The sequence below is a fragment of the Bacillus sp. FJAT-42376 genome (assembly GCF_003816055.1).
Taxonomy (GTDB): Bacteria; Bacillota; Bacilli; order Bacillales; family Bacillaceae; genus Metabacillus_B.
The window spans coordinates 2699465-2714876 of the sequence record NZ_CP033906.1 but is presented as its reverse complement, the minus strand read 5'-3'; the positions used below and the strand labels follow the sequence as shown (position 1 = coordinate 2714876).

16 protein-coding genes are annotated in these 15412 nt (G+C 45.1%); 11 read left to right on the top strand and 5 right to left on the bottom strand.

The genetic code is table 11. From position 1 onward, the window contains the following. The first annotated feature begins 41 nt into the window (after nt 1-41). The 4 genes from asnS to CEF21_RS13595 all read left to right on the top strand — a co-directional run bounded on the left by asnS (nt 42) and on the right by CEF21_RS13595 (nt 3458). Nucleotides 42-1334: an asparagine--tRNA ligase gene (gene asnS / locus CEF21_RS13610; protein ID WP_123917212.1), complete on the top strand. Its 1293-nt coding sequence runs from the start codon at nt 42-44 to the stop codon at nt 1332-1334. A gap of 203 nt (nt 1335-1537) precedes the next feature. Beyond that, nucleotides 1538-2239 carry a DnaD domain-containing protein gene (locus CEF21_RS13605; RefSeq protein WP_123917210.1) on the top strand — a complete coding sequence of 234 codons (702 nt, stop codon included), beginning with the start codon at nt 1538-1540 and terminating at the stop codon, nt 2237-2239. A 45-nt stretch (nt 2240-2284) separates the two neighbouring features. After that, the gene (gene nth, locus CEF21_RS13600; protein WP_164462280.1) at nt 2285-2932 is read left to right on the top strand and encodes an endonuclease III; all 648 of its coding nucleotides are present in this window, start codon (nt 2285-2287) and stop codon (nt 2930-2932) included. Continuing rightward, on the top strand, nt 2922-3458 hold the full coding sequence (locus tag CEF21_RS13595; protein WP_123917206.1) for a YpoC family protein: 537 nt from the start codon (nt 2922-2924) through the stop codon (nt 3456-3458). Before nth ends, CEF21_RS13595 begins: the two co-directional genes overlap by 11 nt. Before the next feature lie 24 nt (nt 3459-3482). Here the strand turns inward: CEF21_RS13595 and CEF21_RS13590 are convergent, their stop codons facing one another. Both CEF21_RS13590 and recU read right to left on the bottom strand, forming a co-directional pair. After that, nucleotides 3483-6122 (bottom strand): PBP1A family penicillin-binding protein, encoded by a 2640-nt coding sequence (locus CEF21_RS13590; RefSeq protein WP_123917204.1) that lies wholly within the window; start codon nt 6120-6122, stop codon nt 3483-3485. Nucleotides 6123-6176: 54 nt separating this feature from the next. Next, nucleotides 6177-6779 carry a Holliday junction resolvase RecU gene (recU, locus tag CEF21_RS13585; protein WP_123917202.1) on the bottom strand — a complete coding sequence of 201 codons (603 nt, stop codon included), beginning with the start codon at nt 6777-6779 and terminating at the stop codon, nt 6177-6179. 117 nt (nt 6780-6896) lie between these two features. Between recU and CEF21_RS13580 the strand changes: the two genes are divergently transcribed. The 3 genes from CEF21_RS13580 to CEF21_RS13570 all read left to right on the top strand — a co-directional run bounded on the left by CEF21_RS13580 (nt 6897) and on the right by CEF21_RS13570 (nt 9074). Then, nucleotides 6897-7892: a DUF2515 family protein gene (locus CEF21_RS13580; RefSeq protein ID WP_123917200.1), complete on the top strand. Its 996-nt coding sequence runs from the start codon at nt 6897-6899 to the stop codon at nt 7890-7892. A gap of 527 nt (nt 7893-8419) precedes the next feature. Next, the gene (locus CEF21_RS13575) at nt 8420-8662 is read left to right on the top strand and encodes a hypothetical protein (RefSeq protein ID WP_123917198.1); all 243 of its coding nucleotides are present in this window, start codon (nt 8420-8422) and stop codon (nt 8660-8662) included. Nucleotides 8663-8711: 49 nt separating this feature from the next. Continuing rightward, the gene (locus CEF21_RS13570; RefSeq protein WP_123917196.1) at nt 8712-9074 is read left to right on the top strand and encodes a DUF1798 family protein; all 363 of its coding nucleotides are present in this window, start codon (nt 8712-8714) and stop codon (nt 9072-9074) included. A 164-nt stretch (nt 9075-9238) separates the two neighbouring features. On the opposite strand, the gene CEF21_RS21315 is transcribed toward CEF21_RS13570, so the two are convergent. Next, on the bottom strand, nt 9239-9406 hold the full coding sequence (locus CEF21_RS21315; RefSeq protein ID WP_164462049.1) for a hypothetical protein: 168 nt from the start codon (nt 9404-9406) through the stop codon (nt 9239-9241). A gap of 184 nt (nt 9407-9590) precedes the next feature. Between CEF21_RS21315 and CEF21_RS13565 the strand changes: the two genes are divergently transcribed. Further along, a complete protein-coding gene (locus tag CEF21_RS13565) occupies nt 9591-10049 on the top strand; it encodes a YppG family protein (RefSeq protein ID WP_123917194.1) in 459 nt (152 codons plus the stop codon). A gap of 34 nt (nt 10050-10083) precedes the next feature. Here CEF21_RS13565 and CEF21_RS21310 read toward each other — a convergent pair whose 3' ends face one another. Further along, entirely contained in the window at nt 10084-10224 is a 141-nt protein-coding gene (locus CEF21_RS21310; protein WP_164462048.1) for a hypothetical protein, read from the bottom strand. Nucleotides 10225-10451: 227 nt separating this feature from the next. Then, a complete protein-coding gene (locus CEF21_RS13560) occupies nt 10452-10892 on the bottom strand; it encodes an Hsp20/alpha crystallin family protein (protein WP_123917192.1) in 441 nt (146 codons plus the stop codon). 186 nt (nt 10893-11078) lie between these two features. Between CEF21_RS13560 and CEF21_RS13555 the strand changes: the two genes are divergently transcribed. The 3 genes from CEF21_RS13555 (at nt 11079) to CEF21_RS13545 (ending at nt 15193) form a co-directional block, all read left to right on the top strand. Continuing rightward, nucleotides 11079-11579: a PTS sugar transporter subunit IIA gene (locus tag CEF21_RS13555; RefSeq protein ID WP_123917190.1), complete on the top strand. Its 501-nt coding sequence runs from the start codon at nt 11079-11081 to the stop codon at nt 11577-11579. Nucleotides 11580-11694: 115 nt separating this feature from the next. After that, on the top strand, nt 11695-13995 hold the full coding sequence (locus CEF21_RS13550; RefSeq protein ID WP_123917188.1) for a DEAD/DEAH box helicase: 2301 nt from the start codon (nt 11695-11697) through the stop codon (nt 13993-13995). After that, the gene (locus CEF21_RS13545) at nt 13964-15193 is read left to right on the top strand and encodes a DUF6340 family protein (RefSeq protein ID WP_123917186.1); all 1230 of its coding nucleotides are present in this window, start codon (nt 13964-13966) and stop codon (nt 15191-15193) included. The genes CEF21_RS13550 and CEF21_RS13545 overlap by 32 nt, the downstream gene beginning before the upstream one ends. Nucleotides 15194-15412: the final 219 nt, after the last annotated feature.

Below are 15412 nucleotides of genomic sequence, written 5' to 3'. Positions count from 1 at the left end.
ATACATATTCGGACAAAGAGTCCGTGGAGGGAATTCTGAAATTGAAAACAACCATATCACAAGTACATCAGTATACAGGTAAAAAAGTGACAATCGGAGCTTGGATTGCCAATAAGCGTTCCAGCGGGAAAATTGCCTTTTTGCAATTAAGAGACGGGACTGGATTCATTCAGGGTGTAGTCGTTAAAGCTGAGGTGCCGGAAGAAGTATTCCAAAAAGCGAAATCTGTAACTCAGGAAACGTCTGTTTATGTGACGGGAATCATCCGGGAGGACGAGCGTTCTCCTTTTGGCTATGAAATGGGCGTAACGAACGTGGAGGTCATTCATGAGGCTACAGATTACCCGATCACGCCTAAAGAGCACGGGACTGAGTTTTTGATGGATCACCGTCATTTATGGCTGCGGTCTAAACGCCAGCACAGCGTGATGAAAATCAGAAACGAGATTATCCGCGCAACGTATGAATTCTTTAATAAAGAAGGGTTTGCTAAAGTAGATCCTCCAATTCTTACCGGCAGCGCGCCTGAGGGGACATCCGAACTGTTCCACACGAAATATTTTGATGAGGATGCCTATCTTTCCCAGAGCGGCCAGCTATACATGGAAGCAGCAGCTATGGCTCTTGGAAAAGTCTTTTCATTCGGACCGACGTTCCGTGCTGAAAAATCAAAAACACGCCGTCATTTAATTGAGTTCTGGATGATTGAGCCTGAAATGGCTTTCTATGAGTTTGAGGATAACCTTGTTGTTCAGGAAAATTATGTATCTTTCATCGTTCAGAGCGTACTGGAAAATTGTGCATTAGAATTGAATACACTGGGACGGGACGTGTCAAAGCTTGAAAACATTAAAGCCCCATTCCCTAGAATCACATATGATGATGCGCTAACATTGCTTCATGAAAAAGGATTCGATGATGTTCAGTGGGGAGATGACTTTGGAGCGCCTCATGAAACAGCGATAGCGGAAAGCTTTGACAAACCGGTGTTTATTACTCATTATCCGACTTCTCTCAAGCCTTTCTATATGCAGCCTGATAAAAACCGTGAGGATGTTGTGCTTTGTGCCGACTTAATTGCTCCGGAAGGGTACGGTGAAATTATAGGCGGTTCTGAAAGAATTCACGATCAGGAACTGCTTCAGCAGCGCCTGGAAGAACATGGATTGGATAGCAGCGCCTATAAGTGGTATCTTGAACTACGTAAGTATGGTTCCGTGCCTCATTCAGGATTTGGTCTTGGATTAGAACGGACTGTAGCATGGATCAGCGGAGTGGAGCATGTACGGGAGTCTATCCCATTCCCGCGTCTGCTTAACCGTTTGTACCCTTAATAATCAAACAAACGAGAGTCTCCATTATTGGAGACTTTTTTCAGCCATATAAGTAAGAGAATCTTATGATGGCCGCATCTGTACAGACAGGAAGAGATCTGTACAGATGCGGCTTATGGAGCATATCCTTGAGCCAGAAGATTAAATTATAGCTGGAATGAACAGCAAGCATGACAAAAACGATTTAAAAAGGGGGGATAAAAATGAAAAAAGAACAGTTTGTTTCCGTCCAGTTAGAGGGGTCTCTATCCATCCCCGGTGTCCTTCTGCTGAATTATCCAAAACTCGGACTCACAGAACCAGAAATGCTGCTTCTATTTCAGGTGCAGCTCTATATCCAGCAGGGGAAGCCATTTCCTACACCGGAAGAGCTTGCCGGAAGAATGTCTGCTTCTTCCCCGGACTGCTCTATGATGCTCAGAAGCCTGATCCAGAGAGGGTTTCTGAAAATCGAAGATGAAGAAATCCAATCCGTCCGTTTTGAAAAATACTCTCTTGAACCTCTTTGGGACAAGCTTTACCGGTTCCTGACAGAGGCGAAAAGAGAAGAGTGTGAGCCTGAAGTGACAGAAGAAAGCCTTTATTCTGTTTTTGAGCAGGAATTCGGGCGTCCTTTATCTCCTTTTGAATGTGAAACACTTGGGATTTGGATCGATCAGGATCATCATGATCACGACATCATCAAAGCAGCATTAAGGGAATCGGTCATCTCAGGAAAGCTCAATTTCCGGTACATTGACCGAATTCTGTTCGAGTGGAAAAGAAATGGAATTAAATCGATTGAGCAAGCCAAAACCCATTCCCGCCAATTCAGACAAAGCCAGGGTAAAACTCGCCAGCCGGATTCAAATACAAACGAGCCTTATAAAAGAAAAGTCCCATTCTATAATTGGCTCGAAAACTAGAGGGGACTGTCGAAAGGAGGATCGGACGTGCTGACAAAAATTCAAATGAGGGAAGCTCTCGATACCATGGGGGAGCTTTTTCCTGATGCCCATTGTGAATTGGTCCATGATAATCCCTTTGAGCTTGTCATCGCTGTAGCCCTTTCAGCGCAATGTACGGATGTGCTCGTTAATAAAGTAACAAAATCCTTGTTCAGCAAGTATAAAAAACCGGAAGACTATCTTGCTGTCACCTTGGAAGAACTGCAGCAAGATATCCGCTCGATTGGTCTGTATCGGAATAAAGCAAAAAATATCCGCAATCTCTGTGCCCTTCTTCTGGAACAGTATGGCGGGGAGGTTCCGATGGACAGGGACGAGCTGGTGAAATTGCCCGGAGTGGGCCGGAAAACAGCAAATGTTGTCGTGTCTGTAGCCTTTGGCATCCCGGCAATAGCGGTTGATACTCATGTGGAGAGAGTCTCCAAAAGACTTGGGTTCTGCAGATGGAAAGATTCTGTATTGGAAGTGGAGAAAACGCTGATGCGAAAAATTCCTTCTTCAGAATGGTCTGATACCCATCACCGCATGATTTTCTTCGGAAGGTACCATTGCAAGGCACAGGCTCCAAAATGTGCGGAGTGTCCTTTATTCCACATGTGCAGGGAAGGCACAAAGAGAATGAAAAAAGGACTTATCCAGTATGCCAAATAAACGCTTCAACATTCCGCCGTCCTTTATGCTGCCTGCTATGATGAAGGAAACGGAATTATCCCTGGATCCGGGAGAGGATCCTCTTAAAACAATCGGGAAATACCCGCTGATTTTCGATATGCTCGCTGAAAATGAAGGAACCGCTCCATATGAGCCGTGGAATCATGGGAGGGAGCCCATTGAGCACTTGTTCAAGGCCTGGTCAGCGGCAAAAGAAGAGCAGGAGAGAAGATTCCAAAACAAAAGAGGGAAAGCAGATTTGGCGTTGATGGGTTATTCCTATAGCGCTTTTATAGCCTGTATCCACTGGATAAATGGACAGCACGCCCCGTCTGTATCCAGCAGCATCGGGCCCTTGACAAGAAAACCGGTGAATGTTGAAGATAGGCTATCCTATATTATGAATAATCCTCTTCAATTTCACTCATTCATCCAGTTAAAACAGCTTTTTGAAGAGCTGGAAAAAATGCATCATAAACAAATGGCTCTCCTGAAAATAAAGGAAGAAAAAAGCCGCTTGCAATAGCAAGCGGCTTTTTCGCAGTCTATTTTACTGATTCGTTGTTCCGCCGGTATTTCCGGTCCCGCCGGTCCCGCCGGTTCCGCCTTGTCCAGGCGGCGGTGTAGCAGGCTGGCCTGGCTGCTGGCCGCCTTGGCCTCCCTGACCGCCCTGACCGCCCTGACCGCCCTGACCTTGGCCGCCGCCATTCCCGCCATCAGCTGGAGGAGTCGGTGGCTCTTGGCCAGGAGGAGGCTCCTCACCCGCAGGAGGCTCTGTACCCGGAGGCTGTTCCCCGTCTGCAGGAGGTTCCTCAGGTGTCTGGCCGCCTTCATCCGGTGCAGGCTCTTCTTCCGCGGCTGGAATCGTAACCGATGCGGCTGCAGGGGCGCTGCGGGAACTGTCGCTGTCCCGGATGGCTGTTACCTGAAATTGGTACGTCGACCCAGGCTGAGGATTGGAAACCGAGAAGGACGTATCCTTCGTGCTTGTAACCACCTGTCCAGGGCCGCCATCCTGGGATTGTGTCACTTCAAATGTAACATTTGCCTTTTCTGCTTCATCGTATCCCCATGTGAGAGAAATCGCGTTGGATGCCTGATCATAATTGACGGAAACGTCCGGTTTGGACACCGTTTTCGGTTCATCTTCAGGCTCTTCCTCTTTTGGAGGTTCTGTGTATTGCTCCGTATCCTCAGAAGGCTCAGTGCCTTTTACGAAATACTCTGTTGTTTTTTCGCTGTCCGGTGTGTAAGGTCCGGCAGCAGCTGCAGGATTAGATCCTTTTAATACTTCAACCTTTGATACACTTGCCGGTTTTTTGAAAGTTGATTTATCATCAGAAGCCACTTCTGACATTATGGATTTGAATATTTTCTTGGCTATATCGCTTTCGCCTGCGTCGACATTCAATCCTTTATCTTTCCCTGTCCATACTGAAAGGGTAGTGGAAGGAGTATAGCCAACAAACCACGAATCTCTGACATCATTAGAAGTTCCGGACTTACCCGCAATATCCAATCCCGGAACGTTTGCCTTGGCTCCCGTTCCGCCTGTTTCCATAACGGAGCGCAGCATGTCAGTAATAATGAAGGCAGTGGCATCACTCATTGCTGCCACAGGCTCCGGAGCAAGATCCATCTTCGTTCCGTCCTGGAACTCGATCGATTTTACCACATGGGGTTCAATGTAGATTCCGCCATTTCCGAATGCACTGTAAGCACCGGCCATATGCATACTTGAAACATAATCATATCCGCCGATTGCGGAGGATTCATAGAAATTTTCACTCGGCATGCCAAGCTTCAGCGCAAATTCTTTCGCTTTATCCAATCCCACTTCCTGAAGCGTCTTAACAGCAGGCGTATTATAGGATCCTTTTAAAGCCTGTCTGATAGAAACTCTTCCGTGGTAATTATCCCCAAAATTTTTGAAGGGTTTTCCGTTGGTGTACTGATACTTTTCATCAGTAATCTGATGATAGGTCGACCATTTTAAATATTCAACCGCAGGACCGTAATCCAAAACAGGCTTGATTGTGGATCCGGGAGACCTTTTTGGCATGGTTGCATAGTTAAAGTCGTTTTTCGGTCCATGGCTTCCAAGTGCCTTGATTTCTCCGGTCTGCGTATCTGTCAATGTCAGACCTGCCTGGAATTCTTCACTGTCAGGCAAGTTCACTTCATCACCCTGCATCACACGATTAACATAATCCTGGGCATCAGGATCGATGCTTGTATAAATTTTCAAACCGGAAGAGCTGACTTCTACATCCGTTTTGTCTTTAATTTCATCTGTTATTTTATCCACAAATGCTTTGTACGGATTTTTATCCTCTTTTGGCGCAACGATATCAGCTGTAACATCCGCCTGTTTGGCTTTTTCAGCCTCCGCTTCTGTGATGAAGCCATGCTTCGCCATTAAGTTAAGCACGGTGTTCCTCCGCTGTGTTGCCCGTTCAGGCTCAACGCGCGGGTTGTAATTATTCGGAGCCTTAACCATACCTGCAAGCATCGCGGCTTCATCCAATGTCAGATCTTTTACTTCTTTTCCATAAAAGTTCTCTGCCGCTTTTCCGATTCCGTATGTGTTGCCGGTGTAATAAAGCTTATTTAAATATAATTCCATGATTTCCTGCTTGGAAAATTTCCGCTCAAGCTGGAAGGCAAGCCAGACTTCCTGGACTTTCCTTTGCACGGATTTTTCATTGGTCAGCAAATAGTTCTTGATCACCTGCTGGCTGATTGTACTTCCGCCTTCTGCTCCAAAGCCTTCTTTAAAGTTTGCGAGAACGGCTCCGCCAAGACGGATGAAGTCGACTCCGCTGTGTTCATAAAAGCGGGCATCTTCTGTAGCCAAAAACGCGTTTTCCACGTTCTTCGGTATATCTTTATAAGCAACATAGGTCCGTTTTTCTTCGCCGCCAATTTCAAAGAGCTTTTCATTATTCTTATCATACACCTGGGAAGTGTAGATGGATTTAAGCTTCTTCTGGTCAAGGGAAGGGGACTTCGCGACGATGACGCCAAAGGCCACGCCTCCTGCAATCATTAAAACGATACATGCTGCCAGTACACCGAGAACTATTTTCTTCCATAAAGGCCCGTTTTTGCGGGTTTTAGGAGTTTTTTTCTGTTTGCCGGGTTTTGAGGCCCTTCTTCGTTCTTCACGACTCTGATAATTATCTGACATTTGATCTCTACCTTTCGCTGCGAAACCATGATTGTATTTTAACCATGTACGAAACTAATTAAAATAAAGTGCATCTAAAACTTTAATATAATCGATTCTCGGATGCAGGCCGAGCGGAATCCGGAAGCCGTTTTCTTCAATTTCCAGCTTCGTAATCGATTTTCGTCCCCCGCTTTCACGGCGGTTCCAATAGCCAATCAGATGATTGGCCGGAAGCAGGTAAATATTCCCGAATGCGGACAAAATGACAAAACAGATCCCGTCCTGATCGAGAACCTGCTTCATATGGGATATTTGATGTCCGTGAAAATTCTGGAGCGGAAATGAGGACGCATTTTTTGTTTCCTTTGCTTCAAAATCCAAATATCGGCCTTTATAAATCCCATTATAATCTGTAGTGGATGACTGTTTGAAATAAGCCTCCTTTATAACAGCTGCGCTTCTGCGGGGATAATCCACATTAACGATTTGGACTGGAGTGGGTTTTTTGTGAACAACGGCAATTCCCCGATTCAGATAAAACTGATTCGTTTCATTTAAATCCTCTTCAAGCGTCATGCCTCTGTTGCTGTAAATCGAATTGCTTTTCCTGGCTGCAGGAGCTCTCTCTTTTTCCGCCGGTGAATATATTTTACCGTTAGGATACCGATAAGTCATATTTCCCCTCCCATGGCAAAGACTATATCTTATCATATCAGAAAAAAGTTCCTTGTCATAAAAAAATGAGATTTTTCCCATGATTGTCATTATAAGCACCGTCACGGAGGTGAAAGGATGCGTATTGAATATGATCTAAGAAAAGAAAACAGGCTCGTGGCCCTTATAAAAGAGAGAACAGAGTGTGCAAATTTTGATAACATTTCAAGAACAAATGCGTATTTCCATTATTATAGGAGAAATCCGGAAATTCAATGGGCTTTTCTTGCAAGCATGGTATCCCGCAATGCGGGATACAACATGACAGACTTGCACACTGCCTGTTTCACGGCTGCGCTTAATCAAAATATGCGGGATCAGCTGTTTTTAACCTATGAGGATGCCAATTGGCTGATTTTTTCCGATGCCTATCCGCAGCTTCTGGTCTATGAGTACTCCAAATCCGCCGGTACTCCATTGTTTCATCTCCTTAAGGCCTTTTCGGTGTCCCCGTTTATGATTTCCGTATGGGAATCTTTTTGGAAGGATAATAGCGTGGTGAACCTTCTCACGTCGCTTATCATTAATGAGCAGCACCTGATTCATCATCCCATTATTTGTCATCCTGTTTTTAAAAAAGCTGTTTTTACATCATTCGTATACCGCTTCCAGGATATGTTCCATTTTTCAACTGTTCTTTTTCCGACATTGGACGGGCACCTGTTCGGGTTTTCTGTTTATGATTTTAAGAACCCGGCAGCGAGAATAGAACTCGGCAAAAAACTGGCCTGGCTGCTGTTTCAAAGTAAATGGAGCAGCGACTTTTATTCCTTTGCCGCTAAAGCTCCGCATACAGGTTCCAGATTTGACTACGAAGCCTATTTTAAAAACAAGCGCAAAAGGCAGTCTCCGATCTTAAGGATGGTCTGTCCTGCTGTTTCTCATCATATAGACGAGACAAAGCGAAATTGGTTTCACGGACAAGATTTATCCCGGTTTTACAAAGCCCCTCGCATTAACGGGCGGAGCGAATTGACGGAATGGCACCGTAAAAAACGGAATCAGCTTCAGCTGATTTCCTCGCTGAAGGAATTTTGGACGATGCAAAAAAAGGGGCCGTCTGAAAAGTCTTGAAGGGAGGAAATAATGAAAACCAAAACCTCCTGAACGCTCATGGCATTCAGGAGGTTTATTTTTTTTGAACCTACTTGATATTGGCTGATTGGAGCAGAAGGTGCTATGAGCAGCAGGACAGGTGAGACCCGGCATGTGCAAATTCGCCGGGCAGGCTCACCGCCCGCCAAATGAACAAGCAGCCTGGAGCAGAAATCAGCCAAAACAATCGAATGGTAAAAAGGGAGAGAAGCTTTAAACTTTATACGGAAGGACGATTTGGTCCGTCCAGTTTTTTATCTCCGGTTTTTCGTTCTTGCTGTTCCTTTTTTTGCGCTGGCTTTTGTTTTTCCATGTTCGCACCTCCTGTATTCTATTGTTTACCTTTAAAAAAATTTCATTCTTTTTGCCGCTTTGCAGGCTGTCGAATGAAAGGGGAATGGGGGAGCTTATTTCTTTGTTTGCCGAAACGCTTCTAGTTTTGTCAAACAGGAAGGGAGCGGGGGGAAAAGAGAGAATGTCTATTAGCATGAAAGGAGTGATCGGACATGGAGAAATTGATCGACCGCAGTGAAATTGAGGAGCTTCTTAAAGAAATTGAAGAGGATATGAGAAGGCTTGAGGAAAAAATGGGGACAGCAATCATGACAGAGAGTAATAAAAAGGAACTGTCCATTACGGCCAAAACATGTGCGGCAATGGATACGATGGATAATATTGAATACACGGCTCGTCTCGCATCGGCTGAACGTGTATGGCCGGGGGAGATCTCGTTTGGCCTGAATACCTGATTTCATTCCTAAACCGTTTCTGATATGATATTTGAAGAGGTGAACCTGTTTGAATATCGAATTGGAATTATCCTATAAGGTGAAACAAATAAACGACGAATCAATGAAACGTTATTTACAAAACAAGGCGGAAGAACGTCCATTTGATTTTTATGAAGATATAAAGCCTGTTTTTGAAGAGGGCTCACGAATTGCTGTGAAATGGAAGGAATTGATAGAAGAGCGGTATAAAACCGACCGTCCTAAACATATTCATCCATCACAGCTGGAATCGGCTGTATCGAATATCGAGCAGCAGATTCTCCAATCCTTTGATCCGAAGGCTAAGTCGGTGCGCTATAAAAACACGAAAGAATCCATTGATTATGTGGTGAATTCAGTCATTGACTGGCTCATTAAAAAAGAAAGCTGACCGGGTATTCCGGCCAGGCTTTTTTTTTGCTATTTTAAAGCATGTTGCTGATATTTAAGACCATGGCGAGAGACTCCGGGCTAAGAAGCGGCCCAGGCGAAACCAGGAGGAGACTCACAGCCCGCCCATGGATAAGCGAACGACTGCCAGCTGCAATCAGAGCTTTATTTTTCAGATATCACTTGAACAGGACCGTGATCCGCTGATGCAGTCGTTTCAATTGCATAGCCTGTAGCTTCATGCTGTTTAGCCGGAACGTCTTTTCCATATGCCGGCTGTTCCGGTTTGTGTCCCTTTTGCTTGTGGTTAAAATGTTCGCCTCTTCCCATCATCCATCCCTCCTTCCTCCAAAGCGTATTTTTGAATACTGCGATGCAAGCTTTTCCTGATTTATCAACTCTTGCTTTTTAAAAGAACCTTTGCGGAAAAATTGAATAAAATGGTTATTAGCCCAATCCGTCCGGTCATTCGTACAGAATGGACCAGCGATTAATCAGTGTAGGAGGGGAAAACCCAATGTTTTATCCGTATGGCACAGATGGTACATCTGAAACAGCTCCCAGAATAAAGCGGAGACGCGGAAGCAGAGAAGCAGGCTGGGGATTCAATTACCAGCAGAGCCCTCAGCAGCACGCTTATCCATATGAAGCCTATCAGCAGGCGAATCCTTTTTATAACCAAACGCTGTATCAATATCAGCCAGTTACACCTACGCTGCCGTATATGCAGAATCTCGGCCAATTTACTCCAAATACAGTTTTTCAGCCTCAATCTCCATACCCGTACCCATACCCAAAACAGGGACCGTTCCCAAAACAGCAGCCGCAGGGCGGTATGCAGTCCGTTATGTCCCAGTTCAAGAAACCGAATGGACAATATGACTACAATAAAATGATGGACACAGCCGGGCAGATGATGAGTGCGGTTAATCAAATGAGTTCTTTGTTTAAAGGCGTTACCGGCTTTTTTAAATAGCTAAAGCGGCCTCCGGGTTCTCCTGGAGGTCCATTTATTGCCGTTTCATCTGAAATTCAGATGCGAGTCTGTTTATTGTCTCCCGGTAGGACAAGCCTGAATTGGCGTTCGCCTGTTTTACTTTTTCAGCATCTGTATCGGAATAGGTTTTTAAAAGGGAACGTTTTTCCATCATATCCTGCCTTCTTCCTCTGAACGGGTCTTAAAGTGCTTGGCGGGAGGGTGCTCCGTAAAAACAGGCGACCCTGCACTCACCTCTTGTAGTATTTGCGGATCAGCCCGGACCATTCATGGACGGGAAATCTTAAAGGGGATGGATTCATTACCTGTGATGGAATTGTCTGACTCTACGGTACAGTGGGTTAGGAAAGAGTAAGCAAAAAAAAAGACGCGCCCGGCGCGTCATTTTTTTGGAATGCGTATGAGGAGCTTTCCATTATGAAAAGCTGTAATCATTTGGGTGTCATCTACTTCGGCAGGGAGATAAACGGATCTTGAAAAATGACTGTAGGTGGTCGATTGGGAAAAGTAAAAATCTTCTTTATTCTCGGAATGCTGTACTTTATGATCAATTTCCAGTGTTAATGTCCGCCCGGTAATATCGATTTCGATATCCTCCATCGCAACAGGAGGAAGGTTCGCTTCGACGATCACTTCCTCATCAGAATCAAATGTTTCAATATCCATGTACGGAAAAGAGGCGTTTTGAAGCAGCATATCTTCAAACTGCCTTAAAAAATGCTTCACTGGTGAGGAGTTAAAAAAATAATCCACTGCCTGTGTCAAATCTCCGTCAAAATTGATCAATTCTGAATGGCTGTCTTTTTGGTTTTTTTCCTTCAATGCAGCTCACGCCTTTCTTTTGGGCTACCATACAATATGCAGAGGAAAAGAAAAGGTTATTGATTGAATCACAGCGTCCTTTATGCTTTAATATTCCTGTACATACAAGTTCTTGCAGAAAAGCGTGTTTATGGACACCAATCAAGGGTATGTTTAATAATGACCATTGCGGTAGGAGGAATCCCGATGTTTAAAAAACTATTTGGAAAAAAAGAAGAAGCTTCAAAACATGAAACGGTCTTTGCCCCGATGAAAGGGAAGCTTGTATCACTGGAGGAAGTTCCGGATCCGGTTTTCTCACAAAAGATGATGGGAGACGGCGCGGCGATCATTCCTGCAGAAGGAAAGGTTGTTTCCCCTGTTAATGGAGAAGTCATCCAGCTTTTTCACACAAAACATGCGATTGGACTCCGCTCTGAAACAGGCATGGAACTTCTCATTCATATTGGCCTTGAAACAGTGGGAATGAACGGCGAAGGCTTTGAAGCCCACGTGAAGGAAGGCGACAAGGTGTCTGCCGGCGATCATCTGATTACATGCGACTTAAACTTAATTAATGAAAAAGCATCCAGTACCATCACTCCGATTGTGATCACAAATGGAGATATTCTTCAGTCCGTTGAGAAAATGGATTCGCAGGATACAGTGGAAGGACAAACGAAAATCTTCAATGTTACAGCTAAATAAAGGAAAATACAGGAGCGCCCGGGAAGGGGCTCTTTTTTTTTAGCGTGGACATCCTGATAAAAAACTTTTAAAACGAACGTGTATTCGATACAATAGCAGGAAAGAGGTGATCGTTTTGTTTAAGAAAAAAACACTGGACCAGCTAGTAAGCTGGCTGAAAAAGGATGAAGCCTTCAAAGATAAAATCGTGCACTGGAGGACGATTGAGCCGAGAGAGGCGAAAACGGCAGCTATGCCTGAGGATTTGCATCCAAAGCTCCTGGAAGCTCTTCATACGAGGGGAATTCATGAACTCTATACGCATCAAAAAACAGCCTATACAGAAGCAAGGAATGGAAGGAGCTTTGTGGCCGTTACCCCGACGGCTTCCGGAAAGACACTCTGCTACAACTTGCCGGTGCTGCAAAGCATTATGGAAAAACCGGACAGCCGTGCCCTTTATCTCTTTCCGACAAAGGCATTGGCACAGGATCAAAAAAGCGAAATCAATGAACTCATTCAGGCGATGGATGCGGACATTCATTCTTATACCTATGATGGGGATACGTCACCTGCAATCAGGCAGGTAATCAGAAAAGCCGGCCATGTGGTGATGACGAATCCTGATATGCTCCATTCTGCCATTCTGCCCCACCATACAAAATGGATTTCGCTTTTTGAGAATCTCAAATACATTGTGATTGATGAATTGCACACATACAGAGGAATATTTGGCAGCCATGTGGCGAATGTTTTGAGGCGCCTGCTGCGGATCTGCCGGTATTACGGAAGTGAGCCTGTATTCATATGTACATCCGCGACCATTGCCAACCCGAAGGAACTTGGTGAGCGCCTGACGGGAAGTGCCATGGAACTCATTGATAACAACGGTGCACCCTCGGGGAAAAAGCATTTTGTGTTTTACAATCCCCCGATTGTGAACAAGGCAATGAATATCCGGAAAAGTGCAACGCTTGAAGTGAGGGACCTTGCCGGCCATTTCCTGAGCAATGGCATTCAGACGATTGTTTTTGCGAGAAGCAGGGTAAGGGTAGAGATTATCCTGACCTATTTACAGGAACTGATTAAGAAAAAGCTCGGACCTAAAACGATAAGAGGCTACCGGGGCGGCTATCTGCCCAAGCAGCGAAGAGAGATTGAGAAAGGATTGCGTTCAGGGGATATTATCGGAGTCGTAAGCACAAACGCACTTGAGCTTGGTGTGGATATCGGTCAGCTGCAAACGTGTATAATGACAGGGTATCCCGGAACGATTGCCAGTGCATGGCAGCAGGCAGGCAGAGCGGGAAGGCGCCACGGAGAAGCCTTCATTGTCATGGTTGCAAGCTCCAATCCTCTGGATCAGTACATCATCCAGAACCCTGATTATTTTTTCAATCAAAATCCGGAAACGGCGGTTATTGATCCGGATAATTTAATTGTGCTGGTGGATCACATTAAGTGTGCGGCATTTGAACTTCCTTTCCGCGAGCAGGATACATTCGGGGAGGCAGACATTACAGAGATTCTTGATTACCTTGCCGAGGAACACGTTCTCGTCCGGAACAGAGGCCAATTTCACTGGATGAATGCATCTTTTCCCGCCCACAACATCTCTTTAAGGTCCGCTTCCCAGGAAAATGTCGTCATTATTGATCAGTCGGACATATCGGCCGTCAAAGTTATCGGAGAGATGGACCGTTTCAGCGCCATGACTCTTTTGCATGATGAGGCAATCTATCTGCATCAGGGCATTCAATTCCAGGTTGAATTTTTAGACTGGGAAGAAAAAAAGGCATTTGTCAGGGAAGTAAAGACGGATTATTATACCGATGCAAATCTAGCTGTTCATTTAAAGGTGCTGGAAACCGATTTATCCAGCCAGGCTCCAGAATATGAAACGGGATTTGGAGATGCGGCTGTACAGGCAATGGCGACCATCTTTAAGAAGATAAAATTTGATACCCATGAAAACATCGGCTCCGGTCCAATATCTCTTCCCGAGGAAATTCTGCACACGAATGCCGCCTGGCTGAGTCTCCATATGGAGAACCGGGACTGGAGAGAGGACCGGATTGAAGAAGCGCTTATGGGGATGGCCAATGTTTTCCGCCACATAGCCCCGCTGAAGGTGATGTGCGACCCTTCCGACCTTCATGTTGTATCCCAGGTTAAAGCATCTCACAATGAACGGCCAACGGTCTTTTTGTATGACCGGTATCCTGGCGGAGTAGGTCTTTCCAAAAAGATCTTTGAACAATTTCATGAGCTTATTGGAGAAAGCTATGAACTAATCTTTAAATGTCCTTGCGAGCACGGGTGCCCGTCCTGCATCGGCACTGACGGCAGCATGGATTCTCAAAAGCGCGACACGCTGACTCTTTTAAATGATTTGAGGGAAGATCATGTCTTTAAAAAACAAATTAAACAGACTTAAACATCATATAATTAAAGAACAGGAAGAAACCGCCCCTATACCGGCTGCGGCGGAAAGAAGTTCTTCCGGATTGGCAGAAGTCAGGTACGGGGATGATTATTGTCTGATGCGCGAGTCCGTCTATCCTCTTGAGCACCGGCACGGATTATACAAGCTTAAGGAGTGCGCGGAGGCTGTATCGGACTGGAATGAAAGCATGCTGAACCATCCGCTTTCTTCAAAGGGGCACAGTCCGGGAGACTTGTTTTTTTTCGATACGGAGACAACCGGACTTGGCGGAGGGACAGGAAACATGATTTTTCTGCTTGGACATGCCTCATTCACAGATAATGAGGTTATCATCCGCCAGCATCTGCTCCCAAAGCCGGGGCATGAGGTTGCGCTCTATCAGAATTTCCTGAAGTACGTGGATATCACCACTTTGGTTACCTATAATGGAAAATCATTCGACTGGCCGCAGGTAAAAACGAGACACACACTGATCCGGGATTTCGTACCGGAACTTCCATCCTTCGGACACTTCGATTTATATCATGCATCCAGAAGGCTTTGGAAGCATAGGGACTTTCCAATTAAGCTTGTAAATGTGGAATCGGAAATACTGGGAATACACAGGGAAGACGATGTTCCCGGGTATCTGGCGCCGATCATTTACCAGCATTATGTGCAGACAGGGGATGAGTCGGTCCTCGAAGGAATCATGAAGCATAACGAACTGGACGTATTAACCCTGATCACCCTGTACACACACTTATCAAAAATCCTTCTTAATATCGGATCGGGAAATACCCGGGATGAGGTGGAGCAATATGAAATTGCGAGGTGGTTTGAAACAGCAGGTGAACAGCGGACTGCCATGAATGAATACGAAAAGATTGCAGAGGAAGGCCATCAAAAGTCAAACGAGGCCAAATTCAAGGTGGCGGCAAAACTAAAAAAAGATAAAGACTGGATTCCCGCTGTAAAAGCGTGGGAAGAAATTGCTGCGGGAGCACCCGGGAAATTAAGCATTCATTCCTGCATTCAGCTGGCAATGTATTATGAACATGTGGAGAAAAATCCTGAAACGGCGCTTAAGTGGGCAGAAAAGGCTTTGTTTCAAGTAAAAGAACGGCAGCGGCTTCTTGGAACCGCCGGAATCGACCGGGCACTGAAGGATGGGCAGAAACGAATCGAACGCCTTAAAGGGAAATTATGAAGAAATTATTCCCCGGGCAAGCGCAGGAAATGAGAAAATCCGCCAATTTTTTAACGTTTTTGTGACATTTTCAAACAAATCAAAACATTAATTGTAGAATGCTGCAGAACCATGTAAAATAGATGACTGTAAGCCAATCATCTGTTAGGAGAATGCTCAAATGTATAAAGGTGTATTCTATTTGTTTTTTATCGTTCTGATTGTAACGGTCTATGTTTT

Excerpts from the sequence above, each read along its gene's own strand:
- CEF21_RS13590 (WP_123917204.1), bottom strand. The coding sequence starts at position 6,122 with ATGTCAGATAATTATCAGAGTCGTGAAGAACGAAGAAGGGCCTCAAAA.
- CEF21_RS13545 (WP_123917186.1), top strand. The coding sequence starts at position 13,964 with ATGTCTTTAAAAAACAAATTAAACAGACTTAAACATCATATAATTAAA.
- CEF21_RS13555 (WP_123917190.1), top strand. The coding sequence starts at position 11,079 with ATGTTTAAAAAACTATTTGGAAAAAAAGAAGAAGCTTCAAAACATGAA.
- CEF21_RS13595 (WP_123917206.1), top strand. The coding sequence starts at position 2,922 with ATGCCAAATAAACGCTTCAACATTCCGCCGTCCTTTATGCTGCCTGCT.
- CEF21_RS21315 (WP_164462049.1), bottom strand. The coding sequence starts at position 9,406 with ATGATGGGAAGAGGCGAACATTTTAACCACAAGCAAAAGGGACACAAA.
- recU (WP_123917202.1), bottom strand. The coding sequence starts at position 6,779 with ATGACTTATCGGTATCCTAACGGTAAAATATATTCACCGGCGGAAAAA.
- nth (WP_164462280.1), top strand. The coding sequence starts at position 2,285 with ATGAGGGAAGCTCTCGATACCATGGGGGAGCTTTTTCCTGATGCCCAT.
- CEF21_RS13565 (WP_123917194.1), top strand. The coding sequence starts at position 9,591 with ATGTTTTATCCGTATGGCACAGATGGTACATCTGAAACAGCTCCCAGA.
- CEF21_RS13580 (WP_123917200.1), top strand. The coding sequence starts at position 6,897 with ATGCGTATTGAATATGATCTAAGAAAAGAAAACAGGCTCGTGGCCCTT.
- CEF21_RS21310 (WP_164462048.1), bottom strand. The coding sequence starts at position 10,224 with ATGATGGAAAAACGTTCCCTTTTAAAAACCTATTCCGATACAGATGCT.
- CEF21_RS13605 (WP_123917210.1), top strand. The coding sequence starts at position 1,538 with ATGAAAAAAGAACAGTTTGTTTCCGTCCAGTTAGAGGGGTCTCTATCC.
- CEF21_RS13575 (WP_123917198.1), top strand. The coding sequence starts at position 8,420 with ATGGAGAAATTGATCGACCGCAGTGAAATTGAGGAGCTTCTTAAAGAA.